At 40.0% G+C, this 25,331-nt stretch carries 17 protein-coding genes; 10 read left to right on the top strand and 7 right to left on the bottom strand.

Annotated elements, in window-relative coordinates; all coding sequences use genetic code 11:
• Positions 1-307: 307 nt before the first annotated feature.
• From CWB60_RS02435 to CWB60_RS02420, 4 genes are all read left to right on the top strand, one after another.
• Entirely contained in the window at positions 308-2,743 is a 2,436-nt protein-coding gene (locus CWB60_RS02435) for a M1 family metallopeptidase (protein ID WP_024032997.1), read from the top strand.
• On the top strand, positions 2,743-3,234 hold the full coding sequence (locus CWB60_RS02430; protein WP_004588263.1) for a DUF6702 family protein: 492 nt from the start codon (positions 2,743-2,745) through the stop codon (positions 3,232-3,234). Before CWB60_RS02435 ends, CWB60_RS02430 begins: the two co-directional genes overlap by 1 nt.
• A gap of 257 nt (positions 3,235-3,491) precedes the next feature.
• Positions 3,492-4,109, top strand: a complete 618-nt coding sequence (locus CWB60_RS02425; protein ID WP_004588262.1) for an HAD family hydrolase — start codon at positions 3,492-3,494, stop codon at positions 4,107-4,109.
• Between the two features lie 178 nt (positions 4,110-4,287).
• A complete protein-coding gene (locus CWB60_RS02420) occupies positions 4,288-5,013 on the top strand; it encodes a YebC/PmpR family DNA-binding transcriptional regulator (protein ID WP_024032996.1) in 726 nt (241 codons plus the stop codon).
• Between the two features lie 292 nt (positions 5,014-5,305).
• On the opposite strand, the gene CWB60_RS02415 is transcribed toward CWB60_RS02420, so the two are convergent.
• On the bottom strand, positions 5,306-7,498 hold the full coding sequence (locus CWB60_RS02415; RefSeq protein WP_138579599.1) for a malate synthase G: 2,193 nt from the start codon (positions 7,496-7,498) through the stop codon (positions 5,306-5,308).
• A gap of 236 nt (positions 7,499-7,734) precedes the next feature.
• Here CWB60_RS02415 and CWB60_RS02410 point away from each other — a divergent pair, with 236 nt between their 5' ends.
• Complete coding sequence (locus tag CWB60_RS02410) at positions 7,735-9,336, top strand: isocitrate lyase (protein WP_004587182.1); 1,602 nt, start codon at positions 7,735-7,737, stop codon at positions 9,334-9,336.
• A gap of 489 nt (positions 9,337-9,825) precedes the next feature.
• On the opposite strand, the gene CWB60_RS02405 is transcribed toward CWB60_RS02410, so the two are convergent.
• The 3 genes from CWB60_RS02405 to CWB60_RS02395 all read right to left on the bottom strand — a co-directional run bounded on the left by CWB60_RS02405 (position 9,826) and on the right by CWB60_RS02395 (position 14,757).
• Positions 9,826-11,862 (bottom strand): S9 family peptidase, encoded by a 2,037-nt coding sequence (locus tag CWB60_RS02405; RefSeq protein WP_138579597.1) that lies wholly within the window; start codon positions 11,860-11,862, stop codon positions 9,826-9,828.
• A gap of 344 nt (positions 11,863-12,206) precedes the next feature.
• On the bottom strand, positions 12,207-12,941 hold the full coding sequence (locus tag CWB60_RS02400; RefSeq protein ID WP_138579595.1) for a 5-oxoprolinase subunit PxpA: 735 nt from the start codon (positions 12,939-12,941) through the stop codon (positions 12,207-12,209).
• A 19-nt stretch (positions 12,942-12,960) separates the two neighbouring features.
• The gene (locus CWB60_RS02395) at positions 12,961-14,757 is read right to left on the bottom strand and encodes a glycoside hydrolase family 3 protein (protein WP_138579593.1); all 1,797 of its coding nucleotides are present in this window, start codon (positions 14,755-14,757) and stop codon (positions 12,961-12,963) included.
• Positions 14,758-15,314: 557 nt separating this feature from the next.
• On the opposite strand from CWB60_RS02395, the gene CWB60_RS02390 reads away from it, so the two are divergent.
• Both CWB60_RS02390 and CWB60_RS02385 read left to right on the top strand, forming a co-directional pair.
• Positions 15,315-15,524, top strand: coding sequence for a cold-shock protein (locus tag CWB60_RS02390; protein ID WP_004587186.1), 210 nt, complete (start codon positions 15,315-15,317; stop codon positions 15,522-15,524).
• A gap of 340 nt (positions 15,525-15,864) precedes the next feature.
• Positions 15,865-16,401, top strand: a complete 537-nt coding sequence (locus CWB60_RS02385; RefSeq protein ID WP_404821060.1) for a hypothetical protein — start codon at positions 15,865-15,867, stop codon at positions 16,399-16,401.
• A 93-nt stretch (positions 16,402-16,494) separates the two neighbouring features.
• Here the strand turns inward: CWB60_RS02385 and CWB60_RS02380 are convergent, their stop codons facing one another.
• From CWB60_RS02380 to udk, 3 genes are all read right to left on the bottom strand, one after another.
• On the bottom strand, positions 16,495-17,196 hold the full coding sequence (locus tag CWB60_RS02380; protein ID WP_055254351.1) for a substrate-binding periplasmic protein: 702 nt from the start codon (positions 17,194-17,196) through the stop codon (positions 16,495-16,497).
• 354 nt (positions 17,197-17,550) lie between these two features.
• Complete coding sequence (locus CWB60_RS02375) at positions 17,551-18,774, bottom strand: NupC/NupG family nucleoside CNT transporter (protein ID WP_004587189.1); 1,224 nt, start codon at positions 18,772-18,774, stop codon at positions 17,551-17,553.
• Positions 18,775-18,791: 17 nt separating this feature from the next.
• Positions 18,792-19,421: a uridine kinase gene (gene udk, locus CWB60_RS02370; RefSeq protein ID WP_004587190.1), complete on the bottom strand. Its 630-nt coding sequence runs from the start codon at positions 19,419-19,421 to the stop codon at positions 18,792-18,794.
• A 194-nt stretch (positions 19,422-19,615) separates the two neighbouring features.
• On the opposite strand from udk, the gene CWB60_RS02365 reads away from it, so the two are divergent.
• From CWB60_RS02365 to CWB60_RS02355, 3 genes are all read left to right on the top strand, one after another.
• A complete protein-coding gene (locus CWB60_RS02365) occupies positions 19,616-20,833 on the top strand; it encodes a phosphopentomutase (RefSeq protein ID WP_096042662.1) in 1,218 nt (405 codons plus the stop codon).
• Between the two features lie 15 nt (positions 20,834-20,848).
• Positions 20,849-21,550, top strand: coding sequence for a purine-nucleoside phosphorylase (gene deoD / locus CWB60_RS02360; protein WP_138579589.1), 702 nt, complete (start codon positions 20,849-20,851; stop codon positions 21,548-21,550).
• Between the two features lie 1,533 nt (positions 21,551-23,083).
• Positions 23,084-24,085, top strand: coding sequence for a glycosyltransferase family 2 protein (locus CWB60_RS02355; protein WP_138579587.1), 1,002 nt, complete (start codon positions 23,084-23,086; stop codon positions 24,083-24,085).
• Positions 24,086-25,331: the final 1,246 nt, after the last annotated feature.

The raw sequence follows: 25,331 nt of genomic DNA, 5'->3' as shown, positions 1-25,331 counted from the left end.
TAACGCTATAAATTTAAGCTCAATTTAAACAACATATTTTTGCACCTTAATTTAATCCTAAGCTAATGGCATGAATTAGGCCTGAACCCTTATAAATACTGTGTTTGTACCTTAATTAATACACATCAACTAGCTATAAAGTGTTAACCCCCTTTACAGTTTTAAAAGCGGCTTAATTTACTGATTCAAAAACCATGTTAAAACAACGTGAATATTACCGTGTTTAATGGGCGGTTGGTCGCTAATTAATTGAACAAAAATAGTAACTTTGTCAAAGTACGCTCACAAAATTCCACTAGGACTCATAATGAAAAAAACAGTTCTTACGCTAAGCGCGTTTGTGTTGCCTTTGGCAATGTCGAGCGCTGTGTTAGCGTCATCCGTTGAGCAAACTAAAGGCTCATTCGTTGATAAGTTTCGCCAGTTAGACGAAGCGCTTCCTACCCCAAATGTTTATCGTAGTGCCGCAGGTGAGCCTGGCGAAAAATACTGGCAACAACGTGTTAATTACGACATAGATGTAAAGCTTGATGAAAAAAAGCGCCGCTTAACAGCAAGCCAAAGCATTGAGTATAAAAATAACTCGCCGCATACACTTAAATATTTGTGGTTACAGTTAGATCAAAATATTTTTAAAAGCGACTCAATTGCCGAAACCACAAAAACGTTTAAAAGCACGCTAAATAGTTTACCTGCGCAAAAGCCGGCTAAATTAAGTTTAGGTGAGCTACGTCGTCAACAATTTATGAGCGACAACGAGTTAGGCTATACAATTAGCAATGTAAAAGATGACAATGGCGATGAACTGCGCGTAACTGTTGTTGATACGCTAATGCGTATAGATTTAAACGAGCCGCTAAAACCAGGCAAAGAAGCTGAGTTTAGTATGAACTTTGCTTTTAACATTGTTGAAGAAGATGCCGTAGGTGCACGTTCTGGTTACGAGCACTTTGAAGAAGATGGCAACGATATATTTTTACTTGCGCAGTGGTTTCCGCGTTTAGCTGCGTACACCGATTACGAAGCATGGACAAACAAGCCGTTTTTAGGCCGTGGTGAGTTTACGCTTGAGTTTGGTGATTACGATGTAGAAATTACTGTACCTGCTGATCATATTGTATCGGCAACAGGTAAGTTAGATAACGCAAGCAAAGTGCTTACACGCACGCAGCGTAACCGCTTAGAAAAAGCTGAAACAGCAAAACGCCCTGTATTTATTGTTACTGAAGAAGAAGCGTTAGAAAACGAAAAACAAGGTACCGATAAAACAAAAACATGGCACTTTAAAGCAGAAAATGTGCGTGACTTTGCGTGGGCGTCGTCGCGTAAATTTATGTGGGATGCAAAGGGCTATCAGCAAGGTGGCGATGAACAACCTTTAGTGATGGCTATGTCGTTTTACCCTAAAGAGGGTGGCGATTTATGGAAAAAGTATTCAACTGAATCTGTAGTACATACAATGGAAGTGTATTCTCGCTATTCATTTGACTACCCATACCCTGTAGCGCAATCGGTAAATGGCCCTGTAGGTGGTATGGAATACCCAATGATCACTTTTAATGGCCCACGTACAGAGCTGCAAGATGATGGCTCGCGCACTTATTCTCAAGCTGAAAAACGCTTTTTAATTGGTGTGGTTATTCACGAGGTTGGCCATATTTACTTCCCTATGATTGTAAACTCTGATGAGCGTCAATGGACCTGGATGGATGAAGGTTTAAATAGCTTTTTAGATGGCGTTGCAGGGCGTGAATGGGACCCAACTATACCGTGGGGTGTTGAGCCGCGCGATATTGTGAGCTACATGAAATCGCAAAACCAAGTACCTATTATGACGCAGTCAGACAGCGTACTTCGTTTAGGCCCTAATGCTTATACTAAACCAGCCGCGGCACTTAATATATTACGTGAAGTTATTTTAGGCCGTGACTTATTCGACTTTGCTTTTAAAGAGTACGCACAGCGCTGGAAATACAAGCGCCCTACTCCAGCAGATTTTTTCCGTACGATGGAAGAAGCCTCGGGTGTTGATTTAGATTGGTTTTGGCGCGGCTGGTTTTACAGCACCGACCATGTAGATATCTCGTTAGATAAAGTGTATCAATTACGTTTAGATACTAAAAACCCTGATATTGACTTTAAACGCTTACGCGATATAGAAGCAGACAAACCAACATCACTATTTGTTAAGCGCAACCGTGAAGAAGGTAAGCAAACTTGGGTTGAAAAAAATCCAGATATTACCGACTTTTACGACGAAAACGACCGCTTTACTGTTACCAATAAAGAACGAAACGCGTACAACAAGTTTTTAAAAGGCTTAGAGCCGTGGGAGCGTAAAACGCTAGATCGCGCGCTTGAAGAAGATAAAAACTACTATGTTATGGAGTTTTCAAATCTAGGTGGCTTGGTAATGCCTATTTTATTAGAGCTAACTTATGAAGATGGCACAACCGAAGAGCGTTACATTCCGGCTGAAATTTGGCGCCGTAATCACAAAAATGTACAAAAGCTTATTGTTACAGATAAAAATAAGCCATTGGTATCGGTAAGCGTTGACCCTCGCTGGGAAACAGCTGATGTAGATGTTGAGAACAACAACTACCCTCGTCGTATTATTCCTTCACGTATTGAAGTGTATAAAAAGAAAAAGAGTAAAGCGAAAGTAAGTCGAGATATTATGCAAGACATTAAAACTGAGCTTAAAAAAGACGAGAAAAAAGATGGTGAGGAGCAACAATAATGCGCTTTTTGCTTATTATTGTTTGCCTTTTAGTTGCTGCGCCAAGTATGGCGCATCAACTAAAGTCATCGGTTACTACGGTGCTTTTTAATAAACGCACTAACAATATTGAGCTTATGCATCGCTTTTATTTACATGATACTGAGCATGCTGTAGCGCATTTATTTAATGGAAAAGCCGATATCATTAGCAACAAGGCCGACCAACAACGTTTTGTAGAGTATGTTGAGTCGCATGTTGCGCTGCAAACCTTAAAGGGTAAGCCATTAACGCTTAGCCAAGTCGGTGCGCAAATTGATGGAAAGTTTTTTTGGGTGTATCAAGAAGCTCCTATCCCAAAAGGGATTGAAGGCATAAAAATGAGTAATGGCGCACTGCGTGACTTATGGCCTTCTCAAGTAAATATGGTAAACGTAGAAGGTAAAGGTAAGATTAAAACCCTTCACTTTACCCAAAACGATACCTGGCTCGAGGCTAAGTTCGAGCAATAAGTACTTCCCCAACCTACGCGCACTGCAGTTTATGTGCGCGTATTCTCCTTTTGTTTATGCTGTGTTCATTTTTGATCTGTTACTACTAGCTGTTCGTAGAATTTTAGTAATTAATTGGTGTTTATAAGGCTAAGTAATAGATAAGTGAATACTTTTCTAATAATTTGTTTGATAAACATTTGCTAAATTATTCTCATGAAGTAGAGTCATTATGTGTACACATGTTGTATTGATTTTTACCCCATTCAAGGAATGATATGAAAGCTCAAGTAGAGGCTATTCAAGGAGTTATATTTGATTTAGATGGCACGTTAGTATCGTCTGAGTTAGATTTCTCTCTTATAAAAGCACAAATAGGTTGCCCATGCGAGCAAGACCTACTTGATTATATTGCCCAGCTTCCATCGCCCTACATGCGTGAAGAAGCGATGAATATAGTGCACCAGCACGAGCTGCAAGACGCTCAGTTTGCTACTATATTGCCAGGCGTAACCGAAGCTGTTAACGCCCTTAAAGTTAAAAATATTCCTATGGCTATTGTTACCCGCAATTTTGATAAAGCGGCAGCAATAAAGCTACAAAATAACCCGCTACCTATCGAAACGGTATTAACCCGTAGCGATGCCCCAGCCAAACCCGATCCCAGTGCCTTAAATGCAATTGCCACGCTTTGGAATATAAACGCCAGCAACTTGTTATACGTAGGGGATTTTTTATACGACATTCAAGCAGCACATAATGCAAATATGCGCGCTTGTTTGTACGCGCCAAACGCGGTGCCTATTTATGCCGACCAAGCTGATTACGTTTTACGTGAATTTACAGAGTTAGTTACTTTAGTCGAAAGTTACTCACAAAAAGTAGAGTTATGTTAAATAGCGCTTAGCTTTTATTTTTGTGTAATTACTCCTGTATTATTTGCATAGGCTCGGCCTTATTTATTTAGCAAATAGGTTGTTTTAAATTCAGTTTGTAAAGTTCAACAGACCCTAGCCCAATAGGGTTTGAATTGGTAAAATATGGCAAAATTAACGTATTGATTAGAGGCACAAGATGGGCAGAGCATTTGAAGTCCGTAAGAGCTCGATGGCTAAAACAGCCAACGCAAAAACTAAAGTTAACTCAAAGTACGGTAAAGAAATTTATGTTGCCGCTAAAAATGGCGAACCAGACCCCGATGTCAATCAATCACTGCGTCGTCTAATTGAAAAAGCAAAAAAAGACCAGGTTCCTGCTCACGTAATAGAAAAAGCAATTGAAAAAGCAGCCGGTGGGGCAGGGGAAGATTATTCTCCCGCACGTTACGAAGGCTATGGCCCAGGCAACTGCATGGTTATTGTTGATTGCTTAACCGACAACCCAAACCGTACAATTAAAGATGTACGTTTACCGTTTACCAAAACAGATTCAAAAATTGGTACACCGGGCTGTGTTGCACATATGTTCGATCACCTTGCTGTACTTGGTTTTGCCGGTGACGATGACGAAGTGGTCCTTGAAGCACTAATGATGGCCGATGTTGATGTAACCGATGTGGAAGTTGAAAATGGTAAAGTGTCGGTATTTGCACCCCATACTGAGTACTATAAAGCGAAAACAGCGCTTGAGGAAAACTTTGAAGGGATTAACTTTGAAGTAGATGAAATTACGTTTGTTCCGCAAGTGCATGTAGAAATTGAAGATGAAGAAGTTATTGCTAATTTTGACAAGTTCATCAACATGCTTGAAGACTGTGATGACGTTCAAAACGTGTATCACAATGCAATAATTAAAAATTAATTTAGCGCTTGGTACAGTGCGCACTAAATAAATAACGGTACTAGGGCGTGTTGACCTTTGGCGCTTGAATTTGCAGCAGTATGTTTGGTTTTTAGGCAAGGCAGAGCCTATGAAGTGTGGTTATTCCCCATAAATAGGCGATAACGTAGCATAAATGCCAAACATACGCTGCCCTTTTGGGTTCTGCCTAGGTTGAACAAATTTCAATCTGCAAAGATCAACACGCCCTAATAAACAAAAAGCGCGTTTTGTGTAGGCAAAACGCGCTTTTTTGCTATTAAACTAATGTTAACTATTCAGCTAGGTTATAGTGTTTTGCTTTATATTTTAAGCGGTAACTGTGTAATAAGGGCTCGGTGTAGCCACTTGGCTGCTTAGCACCTTCTAATACAAGTGCTAAAGCGGCTTGATAAGCAATACTATTTTTTAGTGACTCTTCGCTTTGTGCCATTGGCTTATACGCGCTGTCGTGCTCATTTTGGCCATCAACCACTTTAGCCATTTTAGCCATAATCGACTCTATTTGTTGTTGAGTACACACCCCATGCTGTAGCCAATTTGCCATATGTTGACTTGAAATACGCAAGGTTGCTCTGTCTTCCATTAAGCCTATGTGGTTAATATCAGGCACTTTTGAGCAGCCAATACCTTGGTCTATCCAGCGTACTACGTAGCCTAAAATGCCTTGTGCATTGTTCTCAAGCTCACTTTGAATATCTTCTTTACTGAGCGTTTTCGGCTGTGCCATTAAAGGCGGTGTAAGTAAATCAGTAAGGCTTGCCATGCCTCGTTTGGCAATTTCTTTTTGCTCGGTAAATACATCTACATCGTGATAATGCATAGCGTGCAAAGTGGCTGCGGTAGGCGAGGGCACCCACGCGGTATTAGCGCCAGATTGCACATGAGCAAGCTTTTGCTCCATCATAAGTGCCATTTTATCTGGCATTGGCCACATACCTTTACCTATTTGTGCTTTACCGCTTAGGCCGCAGGCAAGGCCTGTATCAACGTTACGGTCTTCGTATGCTTTGATCCACGGCTGAGCTTTAATAGCGGCTTTTGGCAAAGCGACCCCTGCGTGCATAGAGGTATGAATTTCATCGCCCGTGCGGTCTAAAAAGCCAGTATTTATAAACACCGCGCGCGCTTTGGCTGCGTGTATACAGGCTTTTAAATTTACTGAAGTACGGCGCTCTTCATCCATAATCCCCATTTTTAGGGTGTTTTTTGGCAAGCTAAGTGCTTCTTCTACCATGCTAAAAAGCGTATTTGTAAAAGCAACTTCTTCAGGGCCATGCATTTTGGGTTTTACAATATTGATACTTTGCGCACTGGTGTTTTTAATGCCTGTTTTTTTATTTAAATCGTGCAGGGCTGCGGTTGCGCTAAACATCGCATCCATAATGCCCTCAAATACGGGTTGGCCGTAAATGTCGGTAATAGCAGGGTTTGTCATTAAGTGGCCGACATTACGGACAAACATCATGCTGCGGCCTTTAAGCGTAAGGCTGCTGCCATCAAGAGCTGTATATTGCCTATCGCTTTGTAAAGTACGCTCTATGGTTTTATCGCCTTTTTTAAACGATTCAACCAAGTTACCTTGCATTAAACCCAGCCAGTTTTTGTAAACTTGTACTTTATCCTCGGCATCTACTGCGGCAACAGAGTCTTCGCAATCCATAATGGTTGTTAGTGCAGCTTCAAGCAAAACATCTTTTAATCCTGCTTTGTCGGCTTGGCCAATAGGGTGGTGATGGTCTATTTGCAGCTCTACATGCAGGCCATTGTTTTTTAATAAAATAGCACTTGGGTTTTGCGCCTCGCCTTGGTAGCCAATAAGTTGCTCAGGGTTTTTTAGTTGAGTATGCGAGCTGTCTCTTAGGGTGATAGACAAGGCGCCTTCAACAATTGAGTAGTTGGTGCTTTCTATGTGTGAGCCATTTTTAAGGGGCAGGGCCTTATCTAAAAACTGGCGCGCATACGCCATTACTTTAAAACCACGAACCGGATTATACGTAGTGCCTTTTTCAGCGCCGTAGTCTTCACTTAATACGTCGGTGCCGTATAGCGCATCGTATAACGAACCCCAGCGCGCGTTAGCCGCATTAAGCGCAAAACGTGCGTTGCTAACAGGCACAACAAGCTGAGGGCCTGCGCTGAGTGCTATTTCGGGCTCTACATTTTGGGTTTCAATGGCAAAGTCTGCAGGCTCTGGTACTAGGTAGCCAATGTCTGTTAAAAACGCTTGGTACTGCGCGCTATCCCACGTTTTATTTGTTTTATGGTAGTCATCTATTTGTTGTTGTAGCTGCTCGCGCTTAGCTAAAAGAGCGTTATTTTTCGGGGTAAGCGTTTGTACTATGTTTGCAAAGCTTTGCCAAAATTGCTGCTCAGATAAATGAGTGCCTGGGAGTAGCTGTGTTTTTACAAAGTTGGCCAGCTGTGTATCTACGCTTAGCCCTGAGTGTGTGAGAGTGTGTGCCATGTTTACCTTCCTTAAACGGTCGCGGTGTTGTTGTGTGCGTTAAAGCAACAATAACGCAAAAAAGGCTCAGTGCGTGCTTTTTAGCCATTCACAAAAAATATAGCGGTAATAACAACTATAAATTTACTAAATCTAAAAAATAAGCCTAATGTTGAATTAAGCGATACGGAGCACACACTCCTAGCCACTCTCACAATAATTTAAATAATTTATAGACCCGTTCGAAGGATTTTATTATGACAACATACACACGTGAAACCGATACTCTAGCAACACTTTGCCAATCTCAAGGTAGCGCATGGAAAGCCATTAACCCTGAATATGCAAGTCGCATGCGTTTACAAAACCGCTTTCGTACAGGGATTGAAATTGCACAATACACCGCAGATGTAATGCGTGAAGATATGGCCGCTTACGATAAAGACACCAGCCAATACACACAGTCTTTAGGTTGTTGGCATGGTTTTACTGCGCAACAAATGATGATGGCAATAAAGCGTCATCAAAAAACAACTAAGCGCAGTTATGTTTACTTAAGTGGTTGGATGGTTGCTGCACTTCGCTCTGCATTTGGCCCGTTACCGGATCAAAGCATGCACGAAAAAACCTCAGTGCCTGCGCTTATTGAAGAAATTTATACGTTTTTAAAACAAGCCGATGCCCGTGAACTAGACCACTTATTTAATGATCTAGACGAAGCGAAAGCCAATGGCGGCGATGTGCAAGCGGTGCTTGATAAAATTGATAATTTTGAGACACATGTAGTGCCTATTATTGCCGATATTGATGCTGGTTTTGGTAACGAAGAAGCAACCTACTTACTTGCTAAAAAGATGATTGAAGCAGGTGCGTGTGCCATTCAAATAGAAAACCAAGTGTCTGACGCTAAACAATGTGGTCACCAAGCAGGTAAAGTAACTGTACCGCACGAAGATTTTTTAGCAAAAATTAACGCTGTACGTTACGCATTTTTAGAACTCGGTATTGATAACGGTATTATTGTTGCGCGTACCGACTCATTAGGTGCAAGCCTTACGCAAAAAGTGCCTGTGTCTCAAACGCCAGGAGACTTAGCTAGCCAGTACAACGCGTTTTTAGAAACCACACCTATTAACGGTGTAGATGATTTAAACGAAGGTGATACGGCAATGAAAATTAATGGCCAATTATGTAAGCCAACGCGTTTAGAAAACGGTTTATACCAGTTCCGCGAAGGCACTGAAAAAGACCGCGTAGTACTAGATTGTGTAACAAGCTTACAATCGGGCGCTGACTTATTGTGGATTGAAACCGAAAAACCACATGTTAAACAAATTGCAGAGCTAGTTAACCGCGTTAAAGAGCAAGTACCTGATGCTAAGCTTGTTTATAACAATTCACCGTCATTCAACTGGACGCTTAAGTTCCGTGAGCAAGTGTACCAAGAGTGGCAAGAAGCGGGTCGCGACTTGAGCGCTTACCCAAGCCTAGGTGATAATAAAGGCCTAATGGCGCCAGAAATGGACGATACAGAGCTTGCTGCTGAAGCGGATGTATTAGTGCAAAACTTCCAGCGCGATGGTGCACGTGAAGCGGGTATTTTCCATCACTTAATTACACTGCCTACATACCATACGGCTGCACTAAGCACCGATATTTTATCAGAAGGTTACTTTGGTGATATGGGCATGCTTGCTTATGTACGTGATGTACAACGTCAAGAAATCCGCCGCGAACAAGCCTCAGTTAAGCACCAAGATTTAGCTGGGTCTAATATTGGCGATACGCACAAAGAGTACTTCTCTGGTGAAAACGCACTTAAAGCCGGTGGTGAAGATAATACCATGAACCAGTTTTAACTTTTCTAGATAGTGTTACTCAAGGGCCGTAAGGCCCTTTTTTTATTGTATTAATATAAATCGGACTCGGCTAAATTTAGTCTGGATCACAATTTAACTAGGTAGATATTAAGTACAGCTATATGGCTGCTTTTTTACTGTAAAGCCGCTTTAAAGTGCAAAATCCCCCTATTAAAAGGCTGTTTTTAGCTGTTTTACTAAGTATAAGTAAAATAATAAACCGAAATTTTACTAACCTAGTGCCTTTATAAAACAATTTTTTACTAACTGAGTGCTTATAAACAGTGGTTCAAACCGATTTTTTACCAACTCAAACGATTAAAATTACAATAAACCGAAATTTTACTAACTGAAAAACACCTAAGTCCGATATGGATAAGCTCAAAACTGTAAAGGGGGTTTACAGTTTTGCATTAATTGACCTAAGCGTTGGTTAACTACAAAAAATAGCCACGTAGGTGTGGCTATTTTAAAACCTAAACACGAAGCTTATTTTTTGTTTGAGTGTTTATCAAACCACCATTGAATGTAGGCTACCTTGGTCATTAAATTAGAAGGGCGCGACGTAATACCGTGTGATGCATTAGGAATACGCACCATGGCGGTATCAACACCTTGCAGCTTAAGGGCTTGGTAAAACTGCTCGGTTTCAGAAATAGGGGTACGGTAGTCTGCCTCCCCTGTTAAAAGCATAGTGGGCGTTGTTACGTTACCTACATAGCTAATAGGTGAGCGTTTCATATAGTGCTCAATATGATCCCAAGGTTTACCTGGGAACCAGTAATCGGCAAAAAATGGATAAAAGTCGGCAGTTAGTACAAAGCTGATCCAATTAATAACGGGTTTAGCCACCACTGCTGCTGCAAACCTGTCGGTGTGCCCTACAATCCATGCGGTTAATACACCACCGCCCGAGCCACCTGTTACAAATAGTTTAGACTCATCAATAAAGCCTTTCGCTATTAGCGCATCAACGCCGCTCATTAAATCATCAAAATCGTTACTTGGGTAATTATGATGAATTGTTTGGGCAAACGTTTTACCGTATGAGTCACTGCCTCGTGGGTTCATGTATAAAACCACGTTCCCTTTGGCTGCAAACAATTGCACCTCGGTACTAAAGTGAGGGCCATAATTGGCCACAGGGCCGCCATGAATTTCTAAAACAAGTGGGTATTTTTTTGATTTATCAAACCCAGGAGGGTATGCAATCCAACCTTGAATTGGCAACTGGTCGTGGTTCGATTTAAGCCAAATTTCTTCTACGTTGGCGAGTTCTTTATCGTCTAACGCATCGGCATTGAGTGTAGTGAGGCGACGAGCTTTGCCTCGTTTTATAGTGGCTATATCTGCAGGGCGCTGAGTATCGGCAAGTGTAAAAGCAATTTCGCCATCTTCGCTTACATCAAAATCGCCGCCCGAATAAGGACGACCAAACGCAACGCTACCTATTTGCTCGGTGAGCACTTTACGCTTACCACTGCGTGGTTGGTAGGCAAGGGCGGTTTGGCCTTCGTCTGCGTAGCTAAAGTAAACCCCTTTTGAATTGGCACCCCATTTAATTTGCCCCACACTTCTATCAAAATTAGGGGTTAGGCTTTTTGTATCGCCCGTTTTTAAATCACGAATATAAAGCTGCGTGTTTTCGTAATTGGTGCGTTTATCATCATACCCTGTAAAGGCTAGGTAACGCCCATCGGGAGATACTTTGGGTTGTTGGTCCGGGCCGTTTCTATTGGTAATGGCAGCAATTTTTAAGGTGCTTAAATTAAGCTGGTATATTTCACTATTAGTGGGCTTTAGTTGATTTTGCTCATGCCGATTGGCCGAAAAATAAAGGCTATTGCCGTTTTTACTAAAGCTTACTTCGCCGGCGTTATTAAACTCATCGTGTGTGAGCTGCTTTGCATTGCCGCCATTTGCATCTATTGCAAATAATTGGCTAAATCCTTTTTGGCTATAACCGCCTCCGTCGGCACGGTAGTATACATCGTCTATAAATTTAGCAGGTTCTGCCCATGTAGCGCCTTTAGGCTTGCCAGGTAAGTTAACAGGTGGTGCACTGCTACTTGCTACAAACATACTAAAAATAAGCTGCTGAGAGTCGGGATGCCAGGTAATTGCGCGTGGGCTGCTGGTTAGGTTACTAATTTTTGCTACAGCACCTGTTTTAAGCCACTTCATATAAATTTGGCTGCTGCCATCGCGGTTAGATATAAATGCAAGGCGTTGCCCATCTGGCGATAGTACCGGGGAGTGATCCATATGCACGCCCGAGGTAAGCGGTTGCAGTTGTTTAGTTTTATAATCAACTGACCAAATGTTATTGACTTTGCGGTCCGTTTTTATATCCATACGGTTACGTACAAAGTACACCGTTTTACCATCGTCTGTTATATCAATTTGATTGGCGTATTCAAGATTAAACACATCTTGTAGCTGTAATGTGTTGTCCTTTGCAAAAGCTAACTGGCTACTACCAAGTAATAAACTGCTACTTAAACTAAGTGCTAAAAGCGTCTTCATTTTTATTCCCTGTTTGGTTTTTGTATATGTAGTTATATGTCAGTAGGGAAGGGATGAAAAGCGCGATGCGGTGAAACTAAAATTTAATACCGGTTTAAGTAAAACTTGGTTATTTTAGAGTAATAAATAGCGGGCTTACTGCGTTAAATTTTTTATATGCAGCGCCATGTATTTCAGCGCTGTGTTACTTATGCTTTGTTACTGTGCTTTTTTAAAGCAATATCAGGTTTTACGTGATTGAACTTAATGGAGGTTAAAGCTGTAAAGCCCCTTTACAGCTAAGTAGTTTTTAAAGTAAACATGCGTTTTATAGCTTGAGGCTTAATAACGAGTTAAAAGCAAGGTTAGGTTGCTGATGCACACAGTGATTTAATTTCTTTAATAAGAGCTATACCGGCTGCGTTATCGCCATGCACGCACAAACTGTTGGCATTTAAGTTCAGGGTGTTTCCTGAGCGAGTGGTTACACAGCCGTCGGTTAATAGCTGTTTTACTTGTGCTAAAAGTGCTGGCTTGTCGTGAACGCTGCCATCAAGGTGGCGAGATACTAAATGCCCTTCGTCTGTATATTGCCTATCAGCAAAGGCTTCTAAAATAAGATCTACACCTAAACTATTGGCGGCAAAGGTGTGTTTTGCAGAGTCTTTTGTGGCTAACAGCATAAGCTTTAATGGTGCAGGGTAGTGCGCTATGGCAGTAATAACTGTTTGTAAAATATGATCGTTTTTCATCATGTCGTTATATAAAGCACCATGTGGCTTAACATAGCTAAGTGTTAAGCCTTGTACTTTAGCCATGCCATCAAGGGCGGCAATTTGGTAATGTAAGCAATTGGTCAGTTCTTGCGCGCTAAGCGCCATAGAGCGCCTGCCAAAGCCTTGTTGGTCGGGGTAACTTGGGTGCGCACCTATTTGTACACTGTGCTGCTTTGCTAAATACAACGTATCGGCTATTACATCTGGGTCTCCACCATGAAAACCACACGCAATATTTGCCATATCAATATGAGGCATTACCTCATCATCTAATCCCATTTTCCATGCGCCAAAGCTTTCGCCTAAATCGCAATTAAGTTTCATTTTTTATCCCTTGTTATTATTATTTTATGGTAACTGGCAGTACGCCATGAGCGTGTGCACTGCCTAACAATACCTTAGCAAGCGCTGTAAATGCAGGCCCCGCAACAGCATTGTTTTTATCTGAATCTATATTATACGCATAAGAAGCAAGAACTGCATTAGCTCTGCTGCCAAACTGCGCTATGTCGTAGGGGGCACGTAAACTTATAAATATTGTTTTTTTATTCACTGATGCAGCTATATCCAGTAATGATGACAGCGCTTTAGGTTGCTCAGCGGTATTGAGTGCAAAGCGAGGGTCGTCTTTCAAATCATCCATTCCTCCAATCTCTACAGCGCTTTGATTAGGCGTAGCGTTGCCTGCAATAACAACATCTGCATTTTTAATTAAGCTATGCGCCTTTACAGGGTCAAACCCTTGTAAACTACTGCAACTATATTTAAGCGCCGCATTACTTATAGCGCTAAGCGCTTGCTGCATGGCCATGCATTTTCGGGTATCGGGCATAATAATATGGATGTGTTGCCCTTTTCTTAAATTAAGAGGCAATGCATTATTGTTATTTTTAACCTCAGTAATAGCATTTACGGCAAGCTCAGCTTCTATTTTGCGATGTGCTTGAGAGCCAATAATATCTTTTGCTTTAGCCAAAGTGCTTAATGGGTCTAGCTGTGTGGTTAATTTAAATTTATTTTTTAAAGCGGTTATACGTGCAGCCGATTGAGCCACTTCGTCTTTACTGAGCTGCTTATTATTAACAGATGCGACTAATTCATCCATTAGTTTGTCGAGTGCGTTTAAATCAGCCGGTGTTCTGATCTCTATTGGCATAAGCGCTAGGTCAACGCCTGCTGCAAAGGTATTGATTACCGCTTGGGTTGGGGTGAAAAAATGACTAATGCCAGCCATATCTAAAGCGTCGGTTACCACCACACCTTGATAATTTAACTCCCCTCTTAAAATGTCAGTAATTATAGTACGCGACATAGTGGCGGGTTTTATCATGCTTTTGCCATCAACACTTACAAACGTACTATTATCGAGTTGTGGGTATTGAATATGCGCCGTCATAATCATGCCTGGGTTTTGCGTGGCAATTATGTGTTTAAAGGGAGCTAAATCTTGTTGATATATGTCTTCTTTGGAGTGATTTACTTGTGGTAACCCTGTGTGGCTGTCTACGTTGGTATCGCCGTGCCCTGGGAAATGCTTTAACGATGTAATAACGCCGTTGCTCTCAAATCCTGCCACTTGTGCTGCGCCTAGCTTACTGACAAGCGCTGGGTTTTCACCAAACGAGCGCACATTAATTACTGGATTGTCGGGGTTCATGTTTACATCTACCGTAGGGGCATAGTTAACATTAATACCTAACGAATTAAGCTCTTTAGCTATAACAGTGGCAGTTTGGGTTGCGTATTGAGTGCCATACTTTTTATAAGTTGCACCAATAGACATATTACCAGTAAATGAAGTGGCTACATCGCGTGGTAAACGCGCTACTCGGCCGCCTTCTTGGTCTATCGAAATAAATAATGGCAGCTTTGAACTTGATTTACTCGCCGCAGCTTGTAATTGGCTATTAAGGGTAATGGTTTGCTCAATAGATTGGGTGTTTTCAGAAAATAAAATTACACCACCAATATTATGCTTAGCAATGGCCGCTGCTAGTTCATCAGGTAGGGTAGTAACCGGTGTTCTGCATTGTTTGCTTGACCCTTGCTGACAAAAATAGCGTAAATCGAGTATTAGTTTTTGCCCCAATTGTTGTTCAAGAGACAGTGTAGGCTTAGCAAAAGAAGATTGTAATGGCATTAAACACCCAGATAAAAAAACAACAGACGAAATAAAGCATTTATTTAGCAAAACACACTCCAACGCTAAATAGATAAGTGGCAGTAGCTTATCTATTTTTGTGTACAACTGCAAAGTGCAGCTGTTTGTACACACAGGGTAAGTTGTAAGGCGTGTATCATGGCTGAATACGTTTTATCTAAATGGTGAGTAGGTGTTAAATTAGCTGTACTCATTGCCGCCGTTTTAAAAACTAAAGTTTAAATAGTTCATTGTTTTAATTGGCCAGTTAACTATTAAAGCCGCGCAGGGGTTAAGCTATAGGCTAGCCACGGGAGTTATTAAAGGCTAAGCACAAACACTATTTATTGCCTGCATTACTATAAAGGCTTGACATAAATAGTTAACTCTATATAGTAGGCCGCAGCTAGAAAGAAAGCATGTAATTTATAAATCTCCATTTCGTTGTTGTATAAGTAATACTTGTAGTACCGTCCTGAAGTTTTTAAGTACCATCTCATTTTTTGCTACACCCGCTCTTATGAGCATATTTTTTATTTTTATATCAGGATATTACAATGTCTAACATCGTATCAGGTACAGTTAAGTGGTTCAACGAGTCTAAAGGTTTTGGTTTCATCGAGCAAGAAAACGGCCCAGACGTTTTCGCACATTTCTCAGCAATCAAAAGCGAAGGTTTCAAAACTTTAGCTGAAGGCCAACGTGTAGAGTTCACTCTTTCACAAGGTCAAAAAGGTCCTCAAGCGGATAACATCACTCCGTTATAATTTTTACTTTTAAAGTAAAAATAAAAAAAAGCGCTTAAGGCGCTTTTTTTGTGTCTAAAATTTGACTGTAAAATAGCGCCATCTATCATTTAATAATATAAATTAATGTAGTGGTGCGGTTATTCTAAAACTCTTTCCTTTTATTGCTTGTTTCTTCTTTAGCACGTTTACTTATGCAAACCATTTTAAGTTAGTTATTTATACAGATCAGTTTGCACCTTATAATTTTATAAACTAGCACGGCCAACTTGTTGGCGCTAACTACGATATAGTCAACGCACTGTGTATTAAAGCAGAAGTAGAGTGCGACTTTAAAGTCATGCCTTGGAAGCGTGCCGCAATGCTTGTACATAAAAAGCCTTATTCAGCCATTTTTTCAATGGCGCAACATACTAACCGAATTCCTTTATTTAATTGGCTTGGCCCGTTAACTACTGCACGAACTTATTTTTATAAGTTAAAAAGCCGTCCTGATGTCACTGTAAATACCCTTAACGACACCACTCTTTATTCGTTAGGCATGGTAAGGGGAGACATATATCAATCATTGGTCAAAAAAATAGGGTTTGTAAACGGGCAAAACTTAATGACGTTTGGTGAAGAGCAGCAATATATTCAGCTTTTTATAAACAATAAAATAGATCTTATTTTAGGCTCGGAGCACGTTATTTATAACCAATTAAAGCCTTATAACGTGAGCTTACTTGATGTAGAGCAACTTACTGAGCTACCTGTAAGTAACGACCTTAAAGATAATTATTTAGCGTTTAATAAAGCGGTGCCGCAGCACATAGTAGATCGCTTTCAACGTGTCTTTAAAGTGCTAAAACAAGAGCGCAGTCTCGATTCGTTCATAGCGCCATATAGCAATAATTGATTACTAAGCCCCTATTTTAGACTTCATTACTTCACTAATTAACGTAACTAAGCGTTAAAACTGCGCTTAAATAAGCGAGGTTTAGCTTAGGTGCTAGGGTAGCCCTTGGGTATTTTTAAGTGTGTAAAAGGCTTTTTGTAGCGCGTTTATATAGCGCATATCGGTGTTTTTATTTGCTGCCAAATAGGCATCTACCTTGAGTTCTTCTACATTATATATGGCTTTAAATTCAGCGTCAGGGGTGGGTAAATACTGACTTATTTGATGTATTAGTTCGGGGTCATCAACAATTAAGTCTACTTTTTTGGCAACCAATAACGCATACGATTTTTGTATATCGGTGGTTAGCACAACCTCAAAACCCAAGTTGGTTAATATATCAGTAGAAAAGTCGTTACGTTGCATCGCTATTTTGTATTTTTTTGCCTCCTCAGTATTGTTAATAATTATGTCGTCACGCTCTTTAAGCGCTACAAAAGCAAGCTCAAAATGCGAAACAGGGCCTATCCAATGAAAGTTGTTTTCTCGCCCTTTAGTGCGCGCTATGGTGTAAATAAAGGTGTTTTGAATAGTGCTGGCAAGTCTAAATGCTCGCGCCCATGGGTACATTTGTATATCGGGCGTTAGGTTAGCCTTTGCAAAAATCGCCCTTATAAACTCAGTGCCTTTGCCTGTCACTTTTCCATCAACAAGTATTTGATCGGGCGGCGAGAGTTCCGTGACAACTAAAAGAGGGTCAGAGCTTGCGTAGCTATTAAAAAAAACAAACAACAATACTAATAAAAGTTTACGCATTTATATAAATCGACTTTTCAACAGCGGCTATTTTATGAGTGTGCTTAAAGGTAGAGCATCAATAAAACAGTAGGTTACATTAGGATAAACTTAAGTGTGGCCTAAAATTTATAATTTACCACTTTTCAATAATACAAATTTATCGCAAAAATATAAAAAGCCATGTGCGTATATGTACTTAAAGGTAAGAAAGAGAAAGTTGTTATTAAAAGGAAGAATATATTTATAAGGGCCCTAAAACGATAAAAGGGCCTTGCGGCCCTTGGTGAAGTATCGTTCAAGTCAGATAGTGCTTTAACCCCTTAAAGTACTATCTTCTTGTTTTGCAACACCGGTGTTCATCTCATTAAGTTTCTAAGCTAGCGAGAGGAAAAACCCAGCAATTGCTGCGCTCATAAGGTTAGCCATAGATCCTGCTAACACTGCTCTGAGCCCTAAGCGTGCGATATCCTTTCGCCGACTAGGCGCCATACCGCCTAATCCACCTAGTAAAATAGCTATCGACGATAGATTAGCAAACCCACATAACGCAAATGTTACAATTGCTTGAGTGTGCGCACTTAACGTATCGCGATAATTTATAAAGTCTAAGTAAGCAACAAACTCATTTACTACTAACTTTTGACCAATAAAACTACCTGCTATGATTGCCTCATCCCATGGTACGCCAAGTAACCATGCAACAGGGGCAAATACATAACCTAAAATTTCTTGTAGCGTTAAAGTAGGGTAATCAAACCACCCACCAATACCGCCTAGTAAACCGTTTAATAATGCTATTAATGCTACGAAAGCTAATAGCATTGCGCCCACATTTAGCGCTAAATGCATGCCGTTAGCTGCGCCTGATGCTGCTGCATCAATAACATTAACTGGCTTGTCTTCATCGGTGTCTAAATCAGCAAGCGTATCTTTAGGTGTTTCGGTCTCTGGCACAATCATTTTGGCCATTAAAAACCCACCTGGTGCAGCCATAAAGCTAGCGGCAATTAAATACTTAAGCTCTACACCAATAATTACGTAACCTGCCATTACAGAGCCTGCTACCGTGGCTAAGCCACCTACCATTACTGCAAACAACTCAGACTTAGTCATGGTTGCTATAAACGGCTTAACAATTAAGGGTGCTTCAGTTTGGCCTACAAATATATTAGCCGTTGCTGAGAGCGACTCTGTGCGAGAGGTTTTCAATAGTTTTTGTAAACCGCCGCCCAGAATTTTAATTATCCAATCCATAATGCCAATGTGGTAAAGCACAGCAACAAGTGCTGAGAAAAACACAATGACCGGTAAAACTTGAATAGCAAAAATAAAACCGAGTGTATCTTGCGAAGCAAGTGGGCCAAATAAAAACCCAATCCCGTCGTTTGCAAAGCTAATTACCGAAGAGACGGCACTAGACATACTTGCTAACACATTTTTACCTGCTTCAAAAAACAGTACAAACCCACCAATAACTACTTGCATAGCAAAGGCTATCGCTACGGTGCGTAAGTTTATTGCTTTACGATTAGTCGAAGCCGCAAAAGCAATACTTAGTAGTACAAACATGCCTACTAAGCTCATAAATGTTGTCATACAGATGTTTCCCGTTATTATTCTTGTAGTAAATACTTAATTTTACTTTTAATAATATCAATCGCAACGCGGTTCATTCCGCCTCGAGTCACAACCAAATCAGCGTTATGCTTTGAAGGCTCAATAAATTGATAAAACATCGGTCTAACAGTTGCTTGATATTGCTCAACAACAGATTGTAATGTTCTGCCTCTTTTTTCCATGTCTCGTTGCATACGACGCATTAAGCAAATATCAAGGGGTGTATCTATAAATACCTTAATATCAAATTCTTTATTAAGTGCTTTATCACTTAATAATAAAATACCTTCTACTATTAAAATTTTAGCTGCAGCAACGCGACGAGTTTCATCGCTTCGTGTGTGTTGTGCATAATCATAAGTAGGTACTTCGACAGAGTTACCACTACGAAGTTGAGTTAAATGTTCAAGCATTAACTCATGTTCAAATGCATCAGGATGGTCGTAGTTAGTTTGCGTACGGTGTTCCATAGGCAAATGCGACTGATCCTTGTAATAAGCATCTTCTTCAATAATGGCGATAGCGCCTGGTTCAAGCTCATTAACCAACTCATTGTAAATAGTTTGGCTAAAAAGAGATTTGCCCGACGCTGATGCGCCAGCAATAGCTATAATAGTTCGTGTCACTAAAGTTCTCACCCACACAGAAAGGAAAAGTTGTTTGGTTGATCACAATAGCAAAAAAGACACGAATAATCTCTTTTGCTTTGCTTAAGAACGCAAATTTATAATGTTTAGCTTTTATGAAACAGGACTTATGTCCTGTACGGAAAATTCGATCAGCGGATAAAGTAACCACCTAGAAGCAAAGTGAGGTCAACATGGCAAGAGCAATCATCTTAATGGCAGACAGCCTAGGTATAGGCGCAGCACCCGATGCAGACAAATTTGGTGATGTTGGAGCAAATACACTCGCCCACTTATTAAAAGCATACCACGACGAAACGGGTAAAGCGTTATCGTTACCTAATTTATCTAAATTAGGTTTAATCGATGCCTGTGAAGCCGCGGGCGGTGAAACGTGTTTAGTTTCTGAGCGTCAAGCATCACAAGGTGCATGGGGTTATGCAAAAGAGCTTTCAAGCGGTAAAGATACGCCATCAGGGCACTGGGAAATGGCCGGCGTACCTGTGTTATTTGATTGGGGCTACTTCCCTAAAACACAGCCGAGTTTTCCACAAGAATTTGTAGACGAATTTATAGCCGCTACCGGTATACCTGGCATTTTAGGCAACTGCCATGCATCAGGCACCACCATATTAGAGCAGCTAGGCGAAGAGCATGTAAAATCAGGCAAACCAATTTGTTACACCTCAGCAGATAGCGTGTTTCAAATTGCCGCACACGAAGAGTCTTTTGGCCTCGAGCGCCTTTACGAAGTGTGCGAAATTGCCCGCGAATTACTTGATAAACTAAATATAGGCCGTGTTATTGCTAGGCCATTTTTAGGCACAAGCAACGCAGATTTCGCCCGTACTGGTAATCGTCGCGATTATTCAGTATTGCCGCCAGCACCGACCCTATTAGATGTGCTATCTAAACACGGCGGTGAAGTAATAAGCATTGGTAAAATTGCAGATATATATGCACACCAAGGCATTACCCAAAAGCACAAAGCCCCAGGGCTGATGAATTTGCTTGAAAAAAGCAGCGAAGTATTAGCAAGTGCGCCAGATAACAGCTTAATTTTTACTAATTTAGTAGATTTTGACGAAAAGTTTGGCCACCGTCGCAACCCAGTTGGTTATGCAAAAGCGTTAAAAGAATTTGACGATTACTTACCAACTATACTAAACCAATTAAATGCAGATGACGTGTTAATGATCACTGCAGATCACGGCTGTGACCCAACCTTTCCAGGTTCAGAGCACACCCGCGAATATGTACCAGTTATAGCTTATCAACCGGGCATGCAAAATACCCCGCTTGGCGAGCGCAATAGCTTTGCAGATATAGGCCAAACCCTTGCACAGTGGTTTAACTTACCTGCACTTGAATACGGTGACGGCTTTTTAAATAAGCTAAACGCGCCTAAATAAAAAGGAAAACAATTAATGAGTACTCCGCATATTAGTGCAAACGTTGGTGACTTCGCTGAAACAGTATTAATGCCGGGCGATCCGCTTCGTGCACAATACATTGCTGAAAACTTTTTAGATGATGCAGTGCAAGTAACAGGCGTACGTAACATGTACGGCTTTACAGGCACATATAAAGGTAAACCTGTAAGTATTATGGGTTCGGGCATGGGCATACCATCTATGTCTATTTATGCGCGTGAGTTAATTGTAAGCTTTGGCGTTAAAAATATTATTCGTATTGGTACCTGTGGTGGTATTGGTACAGATATTAAAATTCGCGACGTAATTTTTGCACAAGGCGCAAGCACCGACTCAAACGTAAACCGTGCACGCGTTCGTGGTTATGATTTTTCAGCAATTGCTAACTTTGACCTACTTTTAAACGGTGTTAACGCCGCTAAAAACCTAGGCATTAAAGCAAAAGTAGGTAACGTATTTACTACCGATACCTTCTACCAAGCTGACGACACATTCTACAAAGACCTAGATAAACTAGGTGTACTAGCTGTAGATATGGAAACAGCAGGTTTATATGGTGTAGCTGCAGAGTATGGTGCTAACGCAATGGCATTATTTACCGTAAGTGACCACGTGATCACTGGTGAAGCAACACCTGCAGATGAGCGCCAAAGCACATTTAACGAAATGGTTAAAATTGCTTTAGAGTCTATTTAATAAACGCAATTTTATTAAATTAGCAAACAGTTCCTTGGTAACGTATTCACTAAGTTTTGGAGACACGCCCAAAGTGAAGTGAGACTAAACCCCCAAAGCCGCATTTTATGCGGCTTTTTTTATGCCTATAAAAGCGCTTTGGGAAAAGGATTTACACCTAAGTAAAAGCGTTGCTTTTAAAACGCCAGCAAGCTGCGCGTCTACACAGCACGAGCTAACCGCGTAGCTGGAGTTTACCTCGCGTTTGGTATTAATTTCTTCGTGGCATAAAGCCGCTGCTACTCATTAACTCCACCATAAAGTACACAGAGGCGCTTTGCGCTACATATAGAAAACACGGGTTTGGTTCATCACTTCTCATTATCTTCTCGGTGTTCTCAGTGGTGACATAATCACTTTTAAACAAAAGCAATGCACGTCTACAGGAGGTAGCTCCGACGTTAACTTGACTTGTAGACGTCGAGGCAAGCTCACTGAACTCGATGTGATAAATGATAGCTAATCATTTATCAATGAGAGATACAAGTCGTTGAGCTTGCTCACGCTAGAAGGGTAGTCCCTCATGGCTTTAGCAAAGGGGCTTACACTAGGGTAAAAGCGTTGCTTTTAAAACGCCAGCAAGCTTTGCGTCTACTGGGAAAGGCTCAGCTTAGGTGTTAATGTTGATATTGTAAACGTAGAGCTTGCTCAGAGTTGATTTGCACTACTACCATTTGCCTGAGCATCTTCACTTTTTCAATGATTGCATTGTAAGCATCACAACAAATTTATATCGTATAAGCCCACTAATAGTAAAAAGTATCGCTTCAGGTCTGTCACAGTCATGCCTAACACTCGTTGAAGCGTAACAATAAAACTTTGCAGCTTCTAATATACGTTTGTAGGAGGAAAGAAGAGGGGATACAAGCAACTAAGCTGATAGATACTTATTGACAGTAAGGAATTTGAGCAACCTATAAAAAATTATCCAAGAAGTTCTTTGATAGACCATTTGATTCTAGGTATTATTAATAATCTTTATAAATTTACAAGCAGCAGGGGGCTGTGGGTTAAAATTATACCCCAAATAACCACTAAGCTCATGATGGTGTCCCTTTGTAAGAATGGGAAAATAATTTATAGGTATTTAGTCCCCACGGTTTTACTATTATGCCGTTAACTGCAATGGATAAATTAGCTAGTAGTTAGTATAGGGAACAATAGCTTTTATTCGTAAGTTTTCAGTTTAGTTGCTTACTTTATTGGGTGGCTGTACCGAAATTAAAGTTAATAAGAATAAATATAAAATAATTTTTATTCTTATTAAGCTAATCTTTTTTACTGATTGCTAGCAATAAATTAAAAACTATCGCTATTTTAGCAATGTTTTATTGCTTCAACGGTTAAAAATTAGTATTATTTTTAATCGTTAAAGGTTTAAATAACAAACTTAATATAAAAATATTAATTAGTTCATACAAAAATAATTAATTTGGCTTTGTGCAAATAATTAAGTGAATTGATTAAATACATGGATGATTTATAGGAATTATTATGCATAGTATAGGGGTCGTAATACCATTTTATCAACGAGATAAAGGAATATTGTTAAAATCTCTCAAGTCTATAATTGAGCAAGAAAGCTTAAGTAAAATAACTTACTATGTTGTTATTGTTGATGATTGTTCTCCTCTTTCACTTTCTGAAGAATTGGCACTCCTGCCTACTTTACCAAAAAATATACATTTAATTAGCCTTTACCACAAAACTAATTCTGGACCAGCTATAGCTAGAAATACAGCATTAAAATATATTCAAACTAAGCTTTGCAATATAGTTGATTATGTTGCATTTTTAGACTCGGATGATCAATGGGGTGTAAGCCATAGCACTTTAGCATTAGAGGCCTTCGACTTAGGTGCTAGCTTTTATTTTGGCAATACAGATCGAGATGGCTTCTATGATTCTAATTGGAATACTGATATTCCTGAAATGGAGCGCGATTTAAGCCACTTTTTAGTAGGCGAGTCTAAATTTTTAATAGATTCACCTGTTATTATCCAGTCAATGTACAATAAATATTTATCGCAAACATCGACAGTTATGTACAGGCTGAGTAAATTTCCTGAGGTATTATTTTGCGACCAACTAAGGTTTGCAGGTGAAGATGAACTAATGTGGCTATTGTTGTGTTCTAATGCTGATAAAGTTGCGTACTACCCTTGTGACATCACAAAATGCGGCAAGGGTGTAAATATGTTTTTTTCGAACATAAGCTGGGACCTTGTAGGTTCATGTAACATTATGGGAAGTAAAGCTCTGGCAACAGCGATGATTTTAGAGAATATTCCATTAGATTCAGAGCAAAGAAAAATTTTAAAGAAAACTTTCAACTCTCATTGCTATGTTTATTTTAAATTAATGGTAAAACATATGCTAAAATTTCGTGAGATAGACTTCAAAAATACTCTTCTATTAGTTAAATATTTAGTAAGTAAAGATCTTTCTAGCCTAGGCGAGCATATAAACGTAGAAGTTGAGTTGTCTATAAAATAGTCTTTATAAACTCTATTTATCACTTCTTTTTTTGCTTTTTATATTAATAAAAGTAATTTTATTTTTATTGTTTAAGTGAGTATAAATTAATTTATATAATGTTTATTTGGTTTATTTAGTTTATATAGTGCTTGTAGTGATTATTTAAGTTTTACACTTTTCAGGAGTTAGAGTTATAATTTAACAGCGTATGGCCCCTCTCATTCTATAATAATTCCATTCTTATTGTCTTCTCCAAAATCGTATTACGAACAGAACCAAATATTTTAAGTCTTTAAGCGTTTAAATTTTATATTCACCTAATGTTTAATGCATTAGAGAAATATTAATCCTAATCTATTGTTTATAGTTAAAGCTAAATAAGTTTACAGAAATTTACTTCGTTTAATTAAAGTTTAATAAGAATTATGTAACCCCTAGGTAAAAGCGTTGCTTTTAAAATGCCAGCAAGCTGTATAGAGTTGGGTTAGCTCTAAGATTAATGTAAACATTGCAGATACCTAGGTTGCTGAGGGTTGATGCGTATTTTCTCATTAATTTAACTACAGAAAGCATTCTGCGCTACGCAGAGAAACATGGGGGCTGGTTATATTACTTCTTATGGTTTCTCGGTGGTGACATAACCACTTTTAAGACGTGTTTAGAGAATAGGGTTTATCGTGTAGCAGCGAGTTTACCTCGCGTATGGTATTAAATTTTTTCGCGGCATAAAGCCGCTGCTACTCATTGATTACACCACAGAGGACACAGAGGAAACAATGGGGGGCATTTTTCCTGTTCTTTTCCTTCACTCCTCGGTGGTGACATAATCACTTTTAAACAAAAGCAATGCGCGCATTCAAAGCATGAGTTAACCGCGTAGCTGGAGTTCACCTCGCGTTTGGTATTAATTTTTTTCGCGGCATAAAGCCGCTGCTACTCATGAATTCCACTACAAAGTACACAGAGGCGCTTAGCGTTACACAGAGAGCACGGGGATTGGCTCATCACTTTTTAAATCACTTATTCTCTACCTCTAAAAGCGCAGCGTGTCTTAACCTCTTTGTGAATAATTGGCTTAACTTGTTTTTCACCACAGAGGACACAGAGGACACAGAGGCGCTTAGCGCTACACAGAAGAAACAATGGGGGGTGGTAACATTTCTCCTGCTCTTCTCCTTCACTTCTCTGTGGTAACAAAATCACTCATGAACGAAAACAACGCGCGTCTACAAAGCACGAGCTAACCGCGTAGCTGGAGGTCTCC

The organism is Pseudoalteromonas sp. S327, from assembly GCF_005886415.1.
Taxonomy (GTDB): domain Bacteria; phylum Pseudomonadota; class Gammaproteobacteria; order Enterobacterales; family Alteromonadaceae; genus Pseudoalteromonas; species Pseudoalteromonas atlantica.
The sequence above is the reverse complement of the archived record's forward strand: the minus strand, read 5'-3'. Positions and strand labels throughout refer to the sequence as shown.

Coding starts and splice junctions, on each gene's coding strand:
- CWB60_RS02400 (WP_138579595.1), bottom strand. CDS start 12,941: ATGAAACTTAATTGCGATTTAGGCGAAAGCTTTGGCGCATGGAAAATG.
- CWB60_RS02390 (WP_004587186.1), top strand. CDS start 15,315: ATGTCTAACATCGTATCAGGTACAGTTAAGTGGTTCAACGAGTCTAAA.
- CWB60_RS02385 (WP_404821060.1), top strand. CDS start 15,865: ATGCTTGTACATAAAAAGCCTTATTCAGCCATTTTTTCAATGGCGCAA.
- CWB60_RS02365 (WP_096042662.1), top strand. CDS start 19,616: ATGGCAAGAGCAATCATCTTAATGGCAGACAGCCTAGGTATAGGCGCA.
- deoD (WP_138579589.1), top strand. CDS start 20,849: ATGAGTACTCCGCATATTAGTGCAAACGTTGGTGACTTCGCTGAAACA.
- CWB60_RS02435 (WP_024032997.1), top strand. CDS start 308: ATGAAAAAAACAGTTCTTACGCTAAGCGCGTTTGTGTTGCCTTTGGCA.
- CWB60_RS02375 (WP_004587189.1), bottom strand. CDS start 18,774: ATGACAACATTTATGAGCTTAGTAGGCATGTTTGTACTACTAAGTATT.
- CWB60_RS02415 (WP_138579599.1), bottom strand. CDS start 7,498: ATGGCACACACTCTCACACACTCAGGGCTAAGCGTAGATACACAGCTG.
- CWB60_RS02420 (WP_024032996.1), top strand. CDS start 4,288: ATGGGCAGAGCATTTGAAGTCCGTAAGAGCTCGATGGCTAAAACAGCC.
- CWB60_RS02380 (WP_055254351.1), bottom strand. CDS start 17,196: ATGCGTAAACTTTTATTAGTATTGTTGTTTGTTTTTTTTAATAGCTAC.
- CWB60_RS02430 (WP_004588263.1), top strand. CDS start 2,743: ATGCGCTTTTTGCTTATTATTGTTTGCCTTTTAGTTGCTGCGCCAAGT.
- CWB60_RS02410 (WP_004587182.1), top strand. CDS start 7,735: ATGACAACATACACACGTGAAACCGATACTCTAGCAACACTTTGCCAA.
- CWB60_RS02395 (WP_138579593.1), bottom strand. CDS start 14,757: ATGCCATTACAATCTTCTTTTGCTAAGCCTACACTGTCTCTTGAACAA.
- CWB60_RS02425 (WP_004588262.1), top strand. CDS start 3,492: ATGAAAGCTCAAGTAGAGGCTATTCAAGGAGTTATATTTGATTTAGAT.
- CWB60_RS02405 (WP_138579597.1), bottom strand. CDS start 11,862: ATGAAGACGCTTTTAGCACTTAGTTTAAGTAGCAGTTTATTACTTGGT.
- CWB60_RS02355 (WP_138579587.1), top strand. CDS start 23,084: ATGCATAGTATAGGGGTCGTAATACCATTTTATCAACGAGATAAAGGA.